This window comes from Marinobacter sp., assembly GCF_048259445.1.
Classification (GTDB): domain Bacteria; phylum Pseudomonadota; class Gammaproteobacteria; order Pseudomonadales; family Oleiphilaceae; genus Marinobacter.
On record NZ_JBLXHQ010000001.1, the window covers coordinates 186,470 to 199,975 of the forward strand.

Annotated in this window: 12 protein-coding genes; 4 read left to right on the plus strand and 8 right to left on the minus strand. The window is 54.4% G+C overall.

Annotated elements, in window-relative coordinates; genetic code table 11:
- Positions 1-34: 34 nt before the first annotated feature.
- From ectA to ACN0RL_RS00855, 5 genes are all read right to left on the minus strand, one after another.
- Entirely contained in the window at positions 35-550 is a 516-nt protein-coding gene (gene ectA, locus ACN0RL_RS00835; RefSeq protein WP_417512742.1) for a diaminobutyrate acetyltransferase, read from the minus strand.
- A 148-nt stretch (positions 551-698) separates the two neighbouring features.
- Positions 699-1,649, minus strand: a complete 951-nt coding sequence (locus tag ACN0RL_RS00840; RefSeq protein ID WP_417512743.1) for a hypothetical protein — start codon at positions 1,647-1,649, stop codon at positions 699-701.
- A complete protein-coding gene (locus ACN0RL_RS00845; protein ID WP_417512744.1) occupies positions 1,646-3,052 on the minus strand; it encodes a sodium:solute symporter family transporter in 1,407 nt (468 codons plus the stop codon). Before ACN0RL_RS00845 ends, ACN0RL_RS00840 begins: the two co-directional genes overlap by 4 nt.
- 388 nt (positions 3,053-3,440) lie before the next feature.
- Entirely contained in the window at positions 3,441-4,409 is a 969-nt protein-coding gene (locus tag ACN0RL_RS00850; RefSeq protein ID WP_417512745.1) for a radical SAM protein, read from the minus strand.
- A gap of 80 nt (positions 4,410-4,489) precedes the next feature.
- On the minus strand, positions 4,490-6,685 hold the full coding sequence (locus ACN0RL_RS00855) for an FAD-dependent oxidoreductase (RefSeq protein ID WP_417512746.1): 2,196 nt from the start codon (positions 6,683-6,685) through the stop codon (positions 4,490-4,492).
- A 331-nt stretch (positions 6,686-7,016) separates the two neighbouring features.
- Here ACN0RL_RS00855 and ACN0RL_RS00860 point away from each other — a divergent pair, with 331 nt between their 5' ends.
- Complete coding sequence (locus ACN0RL_RS00860; protein WP_417512747.1) at positions 7,017-7,772, plus strand: YiiX/YebB-like N1pC/P60 family cysteine hydrolase; 756 nt, start codon at positions 7,017-7,019, stop codon at positions 7,770-7,772.
- A gap of 23 nt (positions 7,773-7,795) precedes the next feature.
- Here the strand turns inward: ACN0RL_RS00860 and ACN0RL_RS00865 are convergent, their stop codons facing one another.
- Positions 7,796-8,419, minus strand: a complete 624-nt coding sequence (locus tag ACN0RL_RS00865) for a YbhB/YbcL family Raf kinase inhibitor-like protein (protein WP_417512748.1) — start codon at positions 8,417-8,419, stop codon at positions 7,796-7,798.
- A gap of 153 nt (positions 8,420-8,572) precedes the next feature.
- On the opposite strand from ACN0RL_RS00865, the gene ACN0RL_RS00870 reads away from it, so the two are divergent.
- Together ACN0RL_RS00870 and ACN0RL_RS00875 are read left to right on the plus strand one after the other, a co-directional pair.
- Positions 8,573-8,905, plus strand: a complete 333-nt coding sequence (locus ACN0RL_RS00870) for an ankyrin repeat domain-containing protein (RefSeq protein ID WP_417512749.1) — start codon at positions 8,573-8,575, stop codon at positions 8,903-8,905.
- Positions 8,906-8,932: 27 nt separating this feature from the next.
- On the plus strand, positions 8,933-9,673 hold the full coding sequence (locus ACN0RL_RS00875) for a spermidine synthase (RefSeq protein WP_417512750.1): 741 nt from the start codon (positions 8,933-8,935) through the stop codon (positions 9,671-9,673).
- Between the two features lie 23 nt (positions 9,674-9,696).
- Here the strand turns inward: ACN0RL_RS00875 and ACN0RL_RS00880 are convergent, their stop codons facing one another.
- On the minus strand, positions 9,697-10,257 hold the full coding sequence (locus ACN0RL_RS00880) for a TIGR00730 family Rossman fold protein (RefSeq protein WP_417512751.1): 561 nt from the start codon (positions 10,255-10,257) through the stop codon (positions 9,697-9,699).
- Between the two features lie 177 nt (positions 10,258-10,434).
- Between ACN0RL_RS00880 and ACN0RL_RS00885 the strand changes: the two genes are divergently transcribed.
- A complete protein-coding gene (locus ACN0RL_RS00885; RefSeq protein ID WP_417512752.1) occupies positions 10,435-11,745 on the plus strand; it encodes an NAD(P)/FAD-dependent oxidoreductase in 1,311 nt (436 codons plus the stop codon).
- Positions 11,746-11,790: 45 nt separating this feature from the next.
- On the opposite strand, the gene ACN0RL_RS00890 is transcribed toward ACN0RL_RS00885, so the two are convergent.
- The gene (locus ACN0RL_RS00890; protein WP_417512753.1) at positions 11,791-13,344 is read right to left on the minus strand and encodes a methyl-accepting chemotaxis protein; all 1,554 of its coding nucleotides are present in this window, start codon (positions 13,342-13,344) and stop codon (positions 11,791-11,793) included.
- Positions 13,345-13,506: the final 162 nt, after the last annotated feature.

Below are 13,506 nucleotides of genomic sequence, written 5' to 3' on the forward strand. Positions count from 1 at the left end.
GCCTCCTTGAAAAATGCTCAGGGCTTTCATGGGCTCAGGGCTTCTTGGTAAACGGCCCAATACGCAGCAGAAATTCAGAATCGTGCTGGCCACCAAAATGGGTGTCTTTTTCGAAGTGCTCATGATGCTCAAGCTCGGCGCCCATGTCTCGCGCGAACGAGCGGAACAACGCCCATGAAGCTTCATTATCTGCGGTGATCGTGGTTTCCATGTGAGTCACGTTTTTGCACGCTTCCCGAGCCACGATTTCTTTAAGCATCCGCTTGGCAAGACCCTGCCCACGACCTTTCTCATGAACAGCAACCTGCCACACGAATACAGTTTCGGGCTTTTGGGGAGGAAGGTATCCGGAGATAAAGCCGACCAGGTCGTCGCCTTTCTCCGCAGCAACGCCGGTGTCGGCGAAATGACTGCATTGCAAGAGGTTGCAGTAAATCGAGTTGGCATCCAGAGGGGGGCATTCTGCTACCAACTGGTGGAGCCTTAAGCCATCATCCTTAACGGGTGTACGCAGGGTGATGGCGGTGGTATTCGATCCTTCTGATGTCATAACGTGGTTAATTCGCCTTAAAAGTAAGGGGTAAATTATATAGACCACAAAATATATTTCAAGTCGGGCCGGTCAGTGGCGCCACGGCAACCATAAGCGCCTGCCTCAATAATAGACCGGATTACTGCATTCGCCAGTAACTGAAATATTAAAAAATGGAAGGAAACACAAGATCACCCGGGGTTAGCGAGGCGCCCTCAAGAACACGCTTGCGGTAAGAGATCGCAGCCGGTGAACCCTCAGGCCAGATGTGGTCAAACTCCGCAAGCCAGGCCTTGATATCGAAGTCGACAGGCATCAGATCCACATGCAGCCCGCCTGACTCGAGGCCTGCAACTGACCCGGACAGCGGAGCCGAGAGGCTGAGGCGAGCAATCAGACCGCGGGCATCAGAGCTCAGATTGCCCATGCCTGAAGCGCCGTTGTTGGCCACAAGGCAACGACGCCCCTCAATTTCGCCCGACCAGAGCACCGGCAGGCAGGTGTGAGTGGACACCATCGCATCCGCACCGGAACTCCGAAACCACTCCGTGAGCTTTTCGCTGTTGCCAGCAGCAAAGGATTCATGGGCCAGCCCCCAACCGGCCAGAGACTCCGGATCGCCATGCAACACCAGAATCTTTAGGCCTCCAAATAACAGACAATGATATCTGGGAAGAGAGGACAGCCGCTTCTGGATATCTGGATGCGCCCCGGCAACATCCTGAAGCCTCGCCATGATCTGATTGGAACGCTCAACAACACCCTGATCCACAAACTCGGGGTAAGCACAGCCGCACCCCGCACCCGTGCTCGGAGCAGCCAGTTCATAGTCCACGTTACCCAGGCTGGCAGTGTGGCCCAGCACTCTGCTATTGATATCACGGAACAGGTCATCATTTGCGTTAAACCAGTTGAAATCACCATTGAACACCAGCTTTACGCTGCGCCCCTGCCGTTCTTCAGCGAGGGCCATGCGCTCAATTTCATCCAGCGCAAACGGGTTCCCATACAGCCCACCAATCACATACAGAACGTCTTCCGTAACCGGCATGGGGTTTGCGCATAAAGACGCCGGTTCATAGCGATAAGCCAGGGGACAACTGCGACCTTCACTCATCGCGCCTCTCCTGCAGCCAAGGATTTACCGGCCAGCAGCCGCATCGCCAGGGGCAGGAAGAAACCTGCAGTGCATATTAGAAACCCGTAGGCGTTAACTCCCAGCAGCATGGCGTAATCGCCATCACCAATGGCCCAGCCCGCCGGGATCAACCCGGTTGCCAGCATTAACCCGAGCCCCAGACCAGTCCAGAAACTGAGATGAAAGCTCCAGGGCGACCAACGGGTAAATCCGTAGAAAAGAAACACCGGCGCCAGCCCCATCACCATGGTGCCGGAAATCGTGGTGGCCTTGAGAATATCCGTACCGGCAAACATAGGCAGGTTGCCAATTACTGCAAATACGATCATCACCGCCGCACCCACCCGCATACTGGGCAAACGGTCTGTCGCCCGCTTCGCCAGCCGTGGCAAATCCACCGCCAGGGATTTGGCGAGAGAGGTAAAGGTTGAATCCAGCGTAGAACCCGCAGAAGTCATCATCACCACACTCATAAAAAACAGCGCCGCCAACCCAAGAGACTGGCCGACTGCAGCGGGTGCATTGCCCATGGCCTCAATACCATTCAGGCGAGCGTGAACACCCACCAGGCTGAACAAAAACACCGCCACAAAACCCAACAAGCCCGCAACTACAAAGCTCTTGAGCATGGTTTTTTCCTTGTTCACGAAACCCCGATCAGTCAGCACCGGATCATGAAACGGATAACTGAACATCTGCAACAGTGCCACCAGCAGCAAATCAAACCCTGCGTTCAACCGGAACTCACCCTCGCGCAGCAACGCGGAGGTATCATTAGCCGGGATAATCATGAACAGCACCGCACCCAGGAAAAACACAAACACAAAGGTCTGAATCACATCGGTAAAAATCGAAGAACGCAGCCCGCCTTTCAGGCTGTAGGCCAGCGTAAATGCCGTGAACACCATTGCCGCAACGTAATACTTCCACTCCCCGGGCAACCCGAAGTAACCACCCACAACCGCCGTGTTACTCCACACCTCGTTATACAGCCGAATCAGAATAGCCGCCGCAAACGCCAACCCGGCAAGACGCCCAAACCGCGACGTAAGAAAATCCTGCAGACTCCGCGCGCCGGTCTGCGTGCGAATCAGGTAGATGATATACCCGGCCACCGGAATCGAAAGCCAGTAACTGGCATAAGCCAACCCCCCAGTCACGCCGTAGGTGGCACCCAGGTTGGCCGCATTGGTTACCGATTTGGCAAAAATCCAGCTGATAAAAATGCTGGCCGTAAGCGACCACTGACTAACCGGATTACCCTGATCGTCTGCGCCCTTATAAAAAGAGTCCGCATTCCTGCTTTTAGGCGACAGCGCATACATAACCACGCCATAAACCAGCAAGAACCCCCAGAACAGGGAGGCTTCTGTGATGTTCACTATTGTTTATTTCCTCGTTGTGTTCCGGGATTTCTATTCGTATATCAGCTTCGGAGGTATCGGCGCTGGTGGGGTTGGGGTCAAAAAACCGCCCGTGAACCCATCCATGGGGGGCTTGGTCGCGCCGTCCTTGGCGCTCCACATTTTTTGACCCCAACCCCACCAGCACCTTGACTGAACCAAATTCTTTCGTTCCCCGACAGAAAAGGCGCCTGGAGCACTTACATTTTTAAGCATGAGGCTCGCAAGGTGTTCCCGCGGTATGGGGGGTGACGTTTTATTTTCGCCGGAAAAAAATGTCTGAGCGCAGCGAGTTGTTTTTTCCAAGAAAATAAAACGTCACCCCCCATGCCGCCAACTCCAATCCCAGCAGGCTACCAGGCCAAAATCAGACAGGCGCCGAACAACTAGCCCCATAGCGATAACAGGAAAAACACCGATGATGCCGCAACATAATGCGCTCATCCATGCTCTCCGCCAGCGACCCACCCAGATCATACTGCGGGTCATCATCCACCAGCGTGCACGCATACACCCGCACCGAATCGCCCTTCTTCACCAACATCCGCGTGTAGGTACACATGAAATGGACACGGCTATCCACCGTCGGATACTTCTCCATACAGTTCTCGGTAATCTCCGGGCTACCGTCCTCAGACCCCGGCGTCCCCAAATCCGGGAACGCCGTAAACGCAAGATTCTCCGGAATCTGCCATTCACGAAATATTCCTCGAAAGGCAGACTCAACCTCCGAAGCCACTTCATCTGCATCGGTCTGACGGGCAATAGACACCTTGAAACCCTGCTCAACCAACCAGTGAATACCCTCCAGCGCCTGATCAAAGCTTCCCTCACCGCGATCCTTGTCATGGCGGGCACGGTCAGGAAAATCCAGGCTCACGCGGAAATGGATCGGGTAGGGGTTTTCCAGCAACGGCAACACCTGATGACGACGCTTGAGTAACGGCTCCGTGGCATTGGTAAGCACAAAACAGGGCCGATGCTGGCTGGCGTAATCCAGAATATTCACAAAATCCCGAATCACGAATGGCTCGCCACCGGTGAAGGAAAACTGCTCCACGCCCATATCCAGGGCTTCATGGATAAATGGCTTCACGTCGCTCAACTTCATGCCGGGAATACGGCCATCACCCGGATGACTGCCTTCCAGGCAGAAGGGGCAGGCCAGGTTGCAGGCGGTCCCGGTGTGAATCCACAGCTCTTTCAACTTATCAGCGTCAATGTAACCTCTGGGGTCACCATTGCGGGTGTGGGTCCAGCTGTCTGATGCTCTTGGCTCCAGCACTTCCACTGCCGGAATGCGCTGTCTGGCAGATCGGGTTTCAATCAGGGGCATGGAGGCTCCTAGATGGTTCAGGAATAAGTGTGCTCGGGCATGGGCGAAGCCGTTTGATTACTGCCATCGCCCCACGTTTTTCAGCCCGCATTCATTTCTTTACGTTTCTGTTGGCGAGTTTGGCCTTTCCCCCGGCGCCAGCCGTGAAGCTTCTCCAGCAATCTAAGAATACCTTCCGGTGCATGAGCGCGCTTCCACTCGCCCGCCGCATACTTGGCTGATTCATTCCAGGTCGGGTAGGGGTGAATGGTGCCCAATATTTTGTTCAGCCCCAGCCCATGCTTCATTGCGAGCGTGAATTCCGCGAGGATTTCACCTGCGTGGGAACCTACTACAACCACGCCGAGAATCTTGTCCTTGCCCGGTGGCGTAAGAACTTTTATGAAACCATAGTCTTCGCTCTCGGCAATGGCGCGGTCCAGATCATCCAGGCCATATCGGGTGATTTCATAGGCAACACCCTGTTCTTTCGCTTCCGCTTCGCTAAGCCCGACCCGTGCTACCTCGGGCGATGTAAACGTAACCCAGGGCATTACCCGGTAATCCACCCGGAAACGCTTGAACTGCCCAAACAAGCCATTTACCGCCGCATACCAGGCCTGATGCGCTGCCGCATGGGTGAACTGGTAGGGGCCTGCCACGTCACCACAGGCGAATACGTTGGGGAAGCGAAGGCTCATGTCGTCTTCAACGGGCACAGTTCCATTCGGCAGAACGTCGATTCCGATTTTGTCGAGCCCCAGATTTTCGGTATTGGCAGCGCGGCCCACGGCAACCAGCACCTCATCAAAAGCAATACGAACGCGCTCGCCCCTATGTTCGCAGTAGACGACTTTTTCGCCCGCTTCGATGGCGAATTCCCTGGCCGCGTGTTGCAGGCGAAGGTCAATCCCGTCGCTTTCAAACCGCGCTTTCACCAGCTCTGATACATCGCTGTCTTCTTTCGCCAGCAGCCGATCACCCATTTCTACCTGAATCACCTGGCTACCCAGGCGGGCAAATGCGTGAGCCAGCTCGGACCCGATCGGACCGCCACCCAGGACCAGCAGACGCTCCGGCTGATCCTGCAGCTCCCACAGATTGTCAGAGTGCAAAGGCTGCATATCCTTTAGCCCGGGAATCGGCGGCATAGCCGGCTTTCCTCCAGTGGCAACAATAATGCTTCGCGCTGTCAGGCGCTCAGTGTGACCATCGTTATGCCGGACTTCCAACTCCCAAGGAGATATAAAGCTCGCCTCACCCGCGATGCAATCAACACCCAGCTTACGGTAACGCTCCGGGGAATCATGGGGCTCCACCTTGGCGATTACCTCTTTAACCCGGTTCATGATGTTCTTCAAGGAGCCCTTCACCGGCACTGATTCAAGCCCGTAGCGGTTGGCATGGCGCAACGTATCGGCTGCTTTGGCACTGCGAATCAAGGCCTTGGAGGGCACGCAACCGGTATTCAGGCAATCACCACCCATTTTATGCTTTTCAATCAAGGCGACTTTTGCTTTCACAGCTGCAGCGATATAGGCCGAAACAAGGCCGGCAGAACCGCCACCAATCACCAACAGGTTATAGTCAAAGTGCTCAGGCTTCTGCCAACCCGCATAGACTTTACGGCGGCGGATGAAACCGACGACAGATTTGGCTATCAGCGGGAAAACCCCAAGCAACGCAAAGGAAAGCAGCAAATCTGCAGACACAATGTCACCTGTGGACTCGATTTGCCCCAGTTGAGTTCCTGCGTTCACAAACACAAATGTGCCCGGCAGCATAGCCACCCAGCTCACAAGCGCGTATGTGCGCAGCTTCATGGAAGTCAGGCCCATGGCCAGGTTGATCAGGAAAAAGGGAAATACTGGCACCAGGCGCAGAGTTGCCAGGTAAAAGGCTCCGTCTTTTGATATACCCCGGTCCATCTTCGCAACGGTTTCAGCGTAGCGCTTACGCAAGGTGTCACGCATGAGGAAGCGGGCGACAAGGAACGCCAGAGACGCACCGAGGGTTGATGCAATCGAAACCGCCACTAGCCCATAAAAGTTGCCCAGAAAAGCACCACCTGCCAGAGTCATGATGGTCGCCCCCGGCAGAGACAGCGCGGTTACCACCACATAAATCAGTGCATAGCCGGTTACAGCCAAAAGAAGGTTTTGTTCAACCCATTGCGCCAATGCATCCTGATTGGTTTGCAGGTTCTCCAGTGTCAGAAGTTTATGCCCATCAAAACCAAGAAAAAGGCCAACGACCACGCCGATTATGATGATAAGGAGAATCTTGCTACGGCTCATATCGTATGCCTGTAAAAAATGAGTGAGGTAATACGCTGTTATCGTCAGACAGGGTCAATGACTAGATGTTACAAGACCCTGAAAATATTTTTTGAGCGATCGCTACAGAATACCGTAACTTTTGATAGTTTAGAAAACTATATAGAGCTGACCGGACGCTCCGACCTGCCACCAAAAGTTAAGTTCCACGAATCCGCAGACAAGCCAACTGAAGACAGAGATAAAAGTCAGCGGCAAGTCAAGCATTCAAAAATCCGGCAGAGACGGCTAGTGTTAAGCTGAGGAACGGCCATCAGGCTGCAATCTCCCCCGCGCCTAACCGGAGTAAAGAATGTTTCTGAACTGGCTGGCCAAGCACCTTGCCGCTTACCTTTCCAAGCAGGTGGCACAGCATTCGGTGGCTACCTCCACTTATGAGGCTCTGGAAAAAGCACTCAGGCCCGGCGATGTTTTGCTGGTCGACGGCGATACACGCATCAGCGTAGCGATAAAGTATCTGACCCAATCAACATGGTCACACTCGGCCCTCTACCTGGGGCCGAATGCTGGTCTGGGAACATCCGTTGATGGCGAACCTCACACACTGATTGAGGCTGATGTCGAGGTCGGCATTCGATCTTTACCTCTGTCTTTTTACCGCAACTGCCACACCCGCATTTGCCGCCCGGTGGGGCTTGATGACGAAAACATCAAAACGCTCACCGACTATGCCCTGAGCCGGTTGGGCAACCAGTACGACATGAAGAACGTGTTTGATCTGGCGCGCTATCTTATACAGACACCGCCAGTTCCGGCGCGGCACAGACACAAACTGCTGTCGTTCGGGAGCGGCGACCCGACACGGGCTATCTGTTCCACATTTATTGCAGCGGGTTTTCAGCGCCTGCGTTATCCGATACTTCCGACCATCGACACAATACCCTCCGACGACCCGAACTGCGCAGACTGTATTCGTGAGCACTATCGAATCCGGCAAACATCCTTGTTCACACCGAGAGATTTTGACGCATCCCCGTACTTCCGGATTATCAAGCCAACCCTCGAAGACAACTTCGATTTCAGAGGCATCAACTGGGCAGATCTGTAATCTGCCTCAGCCGCGCGCTGACGTTAGCGCAGGTCCGGATTCAACGTGTAGGTTCCGGTAACTCTGGCACTGGCCAGAACATGGCCAGCCATGGCGTTACGCACCGCTTCGCCATCAAATTCCTCCGAAAGTCCCAGCGATTCCACATCCAGTGCATGCACTTCGTAGTGATAGTGGTGCAGCAATTCATCGTTCCAGGGCGGGCAGGGGCCGTCATAGCCGAAGTAAGTGCCTGCCATATCAGGGTTTCCAGCCAGGAATTGGGTGAAGTTGTTCACTCCTCGCAGGCCCACCGGTCCAAAACCGCCGTCTTTGCCTTTGGGCGTAACACCATCGCTGTCTTCGCCTTCCGGAATACGGCTGGTTTTGGCGGGGATATCGACCAGAAGCCAGTGGAAGAAATCAATGCGCGGAATATCTTTGGAAATCGTTTTGCCTTCCTGGTTTGCATCATCAGCCACACTGGGCACATCCGGATCAAACATCATCACGACGAAGCTTTTCGTTCCTTCCGGTGCATCTTCCCAATACATTTCGGGGTTCCGGTTAGGGCCGAAGCTCATATGATCTTCCCGGTTGAACACGCCGAACGCGAATATCTCCGGGACCGGTTTGCCCTCTTCAATACCCTCAACGTTCAGTTTCATCGCGTTTTCTCCTGTCAGTTATTGCTGTCTATTGCTGGGTTATATCTCCTTGATTGTGCCAGAGACTAACCCATTTTGTGCTAAAACGTTGTATCAGCGGTATCGTATGCATGTCTACACCGATTTTTCAGCAACCTTTTAAACGGAGACCCGATGAGCGAGCACAAAACCGGCCAACCGCAGCAACCAGCGAACCAGTCAGATGAAGACGCGATTGCCTTTGCCCAGGGAATTTTTGAACTGGCACGCAATGGCGGCACAAAGCTGCTCCGCCCTCTGCTCGAAGCCGGCGTACCCGTAAACATACGCACCAGCAAAGGCGAAAGTCTGCTGATGCTTGCCGCCAGCAACGGCCATATCGATACGGTAGAGCTTCTGCTGGAAAAAGGCGCCGACCCGGAGCTTCAGGATGCAGATGGCAACACGGCACTGAGTCTTGCCCGCGCCAAAGGCGCACAGGACGTAATTAAACACCTCAATCGCTAGGTTTCCGGCTTCCTCAAAGAGCAACGCATGTTCAACAAAGGCGAGATTATTCATCATAGCCGGGACAAACTCGGCAGCATTCTGGTGATCGACTACCGCAAACACCGGGTACTGACCTTTAACTCCGTGTTTGAGCAAAGCAAGATCGACCGACGATACCCGCATGTACCCGTGCACGAATACAGCCGGGCGATGCTGCTGCCGGGCGCCTTTATCAGACCTCGCCACGTCACCATCCTCGGCCTGGGCGGTGGGGTTATGGCCAGCGCCTTTCACCACCTCTATCCGGAATGTCAGGTACACGCAGTGGAGCTGAGGCAAGCGGTACTGGATGTGGCACGGGAGTACTTCGACCTACCCGACAGCGAACGCCTGCTGGTTACCATTGCTGATGCCCGCAATGCCCTGAACGATGCTCCAGACGCCAGCACCGATATGATTCTGGCCGACCTTTATAGTGCAGACCGCATGAGCCCCGCACAGGCGCAGCGCCAGTTCGTGGAAAGCTGCAACAGGGTGTTAAGCCCCGGTGGCTGGCTGGTTCTGAACTATCACCGGACACCCGACGCCGAAGGGCCCTACTTCCGCCAGCTTCGCAAGCACTTTGCCGTGGTGCTGATATTCAAAAGCAAAACCAACAACACCGTGGTGTACGCCAGCAAACAGCCCTTCGAGGCCATCCACCCGAAAGACCCTGCACTGGCCAGCCTGGAAAAACGGTTACCGATCGACTGGAGCCGATTGATGGGCAGAGTCAGCCGGCTTTGAATCCAGCCTTGGCCCAGGCTGGCTCAGGTCCACTTTTCCTGGGGCGGCACGTAGGCCTTGAAGCGATCAATCAGCTCTGCCGGTGTTTGCGTCAATACAATCATGTCGAGGTACTGCTGTTTGACAAACCCCGTCGCTACCATGCTTCTGACCATCTCCAACAGTGCATCGTAAAACCCGTCGACGTTATAAAAGCCGCAGGGCTTCTGGTGCATGCCCAGCTGTCCCCAGGTCCACATTTCAAAGATCTCTTCGAGCGTTCCAATGCCGCCGGGCAAAGCAACAAAGCCATCGGACAGCTCTGCCATCTTCGCCTTGCGTTCGTGCATGTCACGCACCACAAACAGCTCCGTAAGGCCGGGATGCGCAAGCTCGCGGTTAACCAGGTGCTGCGGGATAACACCATAAACCTTGCCGCCGCTGGCAAGCACAGAATCAGCAATAATACCCATCAGGCCAACGTGCCCACCGCCAAATACCAGATCTATACCGTTATGACCAAAGAACTCGCCCAGCTCTCTGGCTTTCTCAACGTATAGCGGCTCATTACCTGAACGGGAACCACAGTAAACTGCTACTTTCATGCTTTTCTGTCTCTTGTATGTTGAACAGCCGATAAATTCAGGTCTTATGACCAATTGTACCGGCCGTCCGGAGAACGTTAGTATTGATATCCTATCTTGTAATCAGGCTCCAGTGACGACAGCCAAGCGCTTTTCAGAAAGAGCGTTTGGCTTTCTTTACTTACAGGTCGGATCGCTATGGAAAATCTTCATCATATTGTAGTCGTCGGAGGTGGCGCCGGCGGCCTCGAACTTGTTACCAGCCTCGGCAGAAAGCTGGGCAAAAAAGGCAAAGCTCGCATTACCCTCGTTGATGCAGGCCTGACGCACGTGTGGAAGCCCCTTCTGCACGAGGTTGCGTCTGGCTCCCTCGACGCAAACTCTAATGAAATAAATTACCGCGCCCATGCCCGCAAGCACCACTACGAGTTCCAACTCGGGCGCATGAGCGGCCTGAACCGCGAAACCAAAAAGCTGGTGATCTCGCCTTTTCTCGACGAAGAAGGCAAAGAAGTTGTTCCCGAACGCCTGTTGAATTACGACACCCTGGTTATAGCCGTCGGCAGTACCGCTAACGACTTCGGAACCCCTGGCGCACAGGAACACTGCCTGTTCCTGGATAGCCTGAAACAGGCCCGACGCTTCCACAACCTGATGCTCAATGCCTTTCTGCGCAAAAATCACGAAGCCCGGCAAGGCAACGAGCACACTCTGGACATCAGTATTATCGGTGCTGGTGCCACAGGTGTTGAACTGGCCGCAGAGCTACGGTTGGCGTCACGGGAATTGCCGGTGTATGGCATGAACCACCTGAAGCCATCCGATGTACACATAACGGTGATTGAAGCGGCAGACCGGATTCTGCCTGCACTCCCTGGCCGGCTCTCGGCAGCCGCTACCAAGGAGTTGGACCACCAACATGTGAACGTTCTTAACGGCCAACCCGTCAGCGAAATCCGCCCCGGCCTTGTTATACTCAAAGACGGTACTGAACTGCCCTCGGAAATGACCATCTGGGCCGCCGGCATCAAGGCACCGGCCTTTCTGGCGGACCTGGACGGCCTGGAATCCAACCGTGGAAATCAATTGATTGTGCACCAGACCCTGCAAACCACCCGGGATTCTGACATTTTCGCTTTCGGTGACTGCGCCGCCTGCCCGCAACCGGGTACCGACCGGCCGGTAGCACCCCGCGCCCAGGCCGCGCACCAGCAAGCAGACGCTCTGTTTAAAACTCTGTGCAACAGGTTAGAAGGCAAAGACGCTGTACCCTTCGTTTATAACGACTACGGATCGCTCATCAACTTCAGCCGCTACACCACCGTGGGTAATCTGATGGGCAACCTTTCCGGGCGCAGCATGTACATTGAGGGAAAAGTAGCCCGGCTGTTTTATGTGTCGCTATACCGCATGCACCAGGTGGCGCTGCACGGCTTTCTGCGCACGGGTGTGATCTGGTTTATGGATAAGATAAGCCGGGCTATGCAGCCGAGAATGAAGTTGCATTAATGGGCGGGGAACCTCATCCACTACACGGGATAATGCCGAGCCCGCCTATTTGAATCGCACCACAAGCTCGTGCAAATCCCCGGCAATGGTTTCCATCTGCTGCACCCGTTTTATTGCCAGCTCGCCTTTGTGCAGGCTATCGGAACCCAGGCTGGAGATGTGTTCAACCTGCTCGTTAATCTGGTCAAATACCTGCGCCTGCTCCTCAACGGCAGCAGCCATCTGAATCGACATTTCAGCAATTGTGCCAACCGACCCTGCTATATGGCCAAGCGTGGTCTCGGCTTCCAGCATATGTGCAAGCCCGCTGTCGGCGGATTTTTTGCCCTCGTCGGTCGCCTCCACAGAGGCAGATGTTCTGGCGAGCAGCGCTTCGATAATGCTGTGTATTTCCTGTGTTGAATCCTGTGTCCGTTTGGCCAGGCCCCGCACTTCATCCGCCACAACCGCAAAACCGCGCCCGTGCTCGCCTGCGCGAGCTGCCTCAATTGCCGCGTTCAGCGCCAGAAGGTTGGTCTGCCCGGCGATCTCTTCAATAATCTTGGCTGCACTCGCGATTTTCTGGCTTTCAGAGGCAAGCTCGCCGACCGATTCACTGATGCTGTGCACGGTTGTTTGCAGGTCTTCGATAACTTCACGGGTTGTTCCAATAACGGCAGCGCCACGGTCTGCCAGTTCACGGGACTCCTCAGCTTTATGGGCTGTATTCTGAACGTTGGACGACACTTCGGTAATGGTCTGGGACACCTGGTGCACAGAGGCCGCGACATTACTGATTTCTGCCTGTTGTTTCCTGAGGGCTTCGTGGGATTCGTAGGTGACTTCCAGCCCCTGCACAGCTCCAGATTTCACTTGCCCGGCAGAATCTTCAAGCCTTGTGAGTACGGCATCAAGGTGGGCTTTCTGGGCCATTATGGCCACTTTCAGGCGCCCCGATTCACGGTCGTCGTCTGTGTAACTCTGGGCGGCGAGGTCGTCCGTAAAACTGTTTCCAAGCAACTGCGTCACCGAGCTTACTAACCGGCGCCGTGAGTTGTGTATCCAGAAAATATAAGCCGCAACGCCCAGCACCAGAGCAGTCTGCGCAATCAAAGCCTGGTCCATGTAAAACGCGAGCGCCGCAACAAGCAAAACCGCTAACAGAAACATCGATTCCGGTGCGAGCTTTCGCAAAAGAGAGGTGTCTGAGCGGCCTTGGCGGATCCTTGCGTACTGCTTTTCTGCTCGCTGAACATCTTCCCTGGAAGGGCACGAGCGAACCGACTCGTAACCAACAACGGCTCCACTTTCGGTGACAGGCGTAATGTAGGCACTAACCCAATAAAAATCGCCGTTCTTGCGACGATTTTTAACCATGCCCATCCAGGGTGTACCAGCCTTCAGGTACGTCCACATGTTTTCGTATGCGCTCGGAGGCATATCGGGGTGTCGGACAATGTTGTGCGGCTGGCCGATGAGCTCATCCCGGGTAAACCCGCTGACGTCCACAAACGCCTGGTTGCAGTGGCGTATTTTGCCTTTCAGATCCGTCGATGAAATAAGCTTTTGCGACTCTGAAAATATGTGCTCAGTGTCAGTAACTGGTAAGTTTTTTCTCATTTAGAACACCCGAATCGGCGATTGTCATATCACTAATCTGGTGGAGGGTGCCCGATATGTAAAATAATTGCTGAAACAAATTGTTTTTTCATGAACTGAATATTTGTTCAATGTTTTCAGTAACCTTGGCTCCAAGCATCACTGATCGACAGACAGCGTTTC